This window comes from Oligoflexus sp. (assembly GCF_035638955.1).
In the GTDB taxonomy this organism is placed as follows: domain Bacteria; phylum Bdellovibrionota_B; class Oligoflexia; order Oligoflexales; family Oligoflexaceae; genus Oligoflexus.
In genome coordinates this window covers 1-2,625 of sequence record NZ_DASQYZ010000183.1, presented here as the reverse complement: position 1 = coordinate 2,625, position 2,625 = coordinate 1, and the positions used below count along the sequence as shown (strand labels likewise).

Annotated in this window: 3 protein-coding genes; 1 reads left to right on the top strand and 2 read right to left on the bottom strand. The window is 53.4% G+C overall.

Annotation, left to right across the window (positions count from 1 at the left end):
• Nucleotides 1–271 precede the first annotated feature (271 nt).
• Nucleotides 272–1,465 (bottom strand): hypothetical protein, encoded by a 1,194-nt coding sequence (locus VE954_RS17115; protein ID WP_324954921.1) that lies wholly within the window; start codon nt 1,463–1,465, stop codon nt 272–274.
• Between the two features lie 123 nt (nt 1,466–1,588).
• Entirely contained in the window at nt 1,589–2,335 is a 747-nt protein-coding gene (locus VE954_RS17110) for a transposase (RefSeq protein WP_324954919.1), read from the bottom strand.
• Between VE954_RS17110 and VE954_RS17105 the strand changes: the two genes are divergently transcribed.
• The coding region (locus VE954_RS17105; protein ID WP_324954917.1) for a hypothetical protein at nt 2,324–2,625 on the top strand (302 nt) is incomplete at its 3' end. The genes VE954_RS17110 and VE954_RS17105 overlap by 12 nt on opposite strands.

Below are 2,625 nucleotides of genomic sequence, written 5' to 3'. Positions count from 1 at the left end.
AAGGAGTTTGCGCCTGCCTTCCGCTTTTTTTTTCAAAACGGCATCAACTGCCTGCTGCTGGTATGGCCTGGGTATGAACACGAGGACCTCCTGAACCAAAATTCTGCCATACTCAGATACGTCTACAAACAGACAAATCCTTATCCGTCGAAAAATATGAAAATTATTGCATAATGCTTGAGAGATCTGAATTCATCACTCCAACTCTTCCACTCGATTTTACAATTTCATCTTAAAAAATAGATTAAAATCGATGCGAATTTCCTGGAAATCACATTTGTTCTCTGCATAAAAATCGCGCCAAATGTGCCAACCACTCCCGGCGAGCCTTTTCCTTCAGGTTTACATTCGCGATGCTCGTCACCTCCGTCAGAATTCGGGCCTTCTCTGCGGCGGGCAGCGCGGATTTCATCAGCGCCTTTGAAAACGCTGAGCTTAGCGCCGAGCCCGACAGGTGGGCAAAAACCTGGCCGCCTGGATGCACATCGCTGAGACCATCGCCAGATTCTGCGCCGGAGGCGAGCTCTGCATCAGGACCAAGTGCGGACGGCACTGAAACCGCGCGGCCCGCCGGGTGGATTTCAGTCTGTCCGGTATGAACTGCCGCTGAAAAAAACTCAGGTACGATTGCATTTGGAATTCCGGTTCCACTGTCGACCCATGGGCCTGGCCCGCCCCTGACCACCGGCCTGACTTCACCGGGGATGGGGGAGGAGGGAGCCTGAAAAGGCAAGACCACGGCCCCGGTATCACGCTCCGGTGTCACAGGATTCGCAGAGCAGGGCTCGAGATCCCTACGGGATCCCTTCTTACGAATTTTTTGCGAAAGCCGGTTTGGCCTGGCAGGCTGCAGGGCTGCGAGCAACCACTCAGGTAAAATCTGATCCGGGGATTTGCCCTTCAGTGAGCTCCGGTGATGGTAGAGGCTCCGCACTATCGAACCCAGATTTCGCGCAAGCGATTGCGATTTCTGCCAGCCTGGAACGCGTTTTATGATTTGATCCAGCATAGCGCGGAGCTCACGCTGGCCAATTCCCTTCCACTTGCAGGTCAGAATAATCGTAACCAGCCAGTGATTGCGCTCGCCCTTCCGCACATTTTCCGGCTTATCTATGCAAACGAGGTTTTCGCCACAGCGATGTGATTTCTCCATAAGGAGATCATATGCCCTATCCGTCAACTGGCGGACAGGGCGAATTGTCAGGCGATAACCCTCTCCCGGCAATGCCTCAACCTCCAGCCACTTCGGGGGATCGGATAGCAGTTTATAAACGGTGTTCTTTGCGATGCCGTACCTTTTCATTATCCCGCCTGCCGACATCTGCACCGATCCCCACGGCCCCGCCTCATCCAGAATGTCCGTGTAAAGCCGGGCCAGAGGCTTTTCAACACGCGTGTCCGGCCACAGAATATCGTCACGATCACGCTTGTTTTTCTCGCGCAGAGCGGGGGATGGACTCCCCACCAATAGTAAAGGTTTTTTTGGGGCGACTGTAAACGCCAGAGGGGCTTGGGGATGACACCAGGAACAACAAGGAGCCTTAGCCTGCCCATCGAAGGTAGGCTCGATGAAGGTTTCCGCAGGTGGTCAGGCTGCCTGGCGTCTGCCTGGATCGTAAATCGTTCTGTGTCTGAGCATGCTGAAAAGCTGTCTCAAGAGCGAGTCGCCCACGGTGCGCAGAGCCCTGCCATGTGAATGTCCCTTCGCTCGCAAAGCCGCGTACTTTTTCCTGCTTATGTCGTCTTTCTGGATGCTTACCCTGGACCAATGATAAATAGCATTCCGAAGTCTCTCATTACAAGCCCGCCGCATCATAACCGACGATCGTTTTCCGCTTCGCTTGGTTACTGGTGCGACACCGGAATAGGCTCGCAGGGCCCTGTAGTCAAGCTCGGTGAGAGACTGGGAAGCCTCAGCAAGCAAAGTTGCTCCAACCGCGTTTCCGATTCCAGGCACCGAAAGGATAATAGCGGCGTCAGCCAGCTCCTCCGTTTTGTTTTCAGTTGCAGCAAGCTTTCCCAACAGGGTGTCAATCTCCTTTCGGATCTGCTTTCTCTGCTCGTCCACAATTCGCACCTGAGCAATAGCAGCTTTGATATGAATCATCGCAGCTGATGTCGTTCCAGGAGCCACAGTCACGCGCTCAGCCTTTACCGCCTGCAGAACATCCTCGGCTGCATGCCTGCGTATGTGGTACTTGGCAAGCAGACTTCTAGACTTGGCCAGGGAAAACGTAGCAGCTTTCCCGCAGTCACCCGTAGCCTCCAGAAGGTTCCAAAACCATGGCTCATCAGCGGAAGGACTGAGCGTAAGTAGATCAGGGTGAAAGCGCATGACCTGCTCCCGAATCTGGTTTGTGAGCCGATTCAGGCTCTGGCCAAGGTCTTCATCCAGACGGCTCATTTCACGAAGAACAATTATCTCTTCGCAACTGAGCTGAACCCTGTGAAAGCAATGGCAATCAGTGCGCAGAGAATCCGCGAGTATCGATTGACCAATATTTTCGTTGCCACCGAACCATCCCATGGCAATCCATTCGACTCTTTGTCGAACGGAACAGAAAGACAAAGCGAAAGTCTTATCGCGTCAGGTTCGCAGCCGGAGTCAGGCTCAAAGGATTTGGT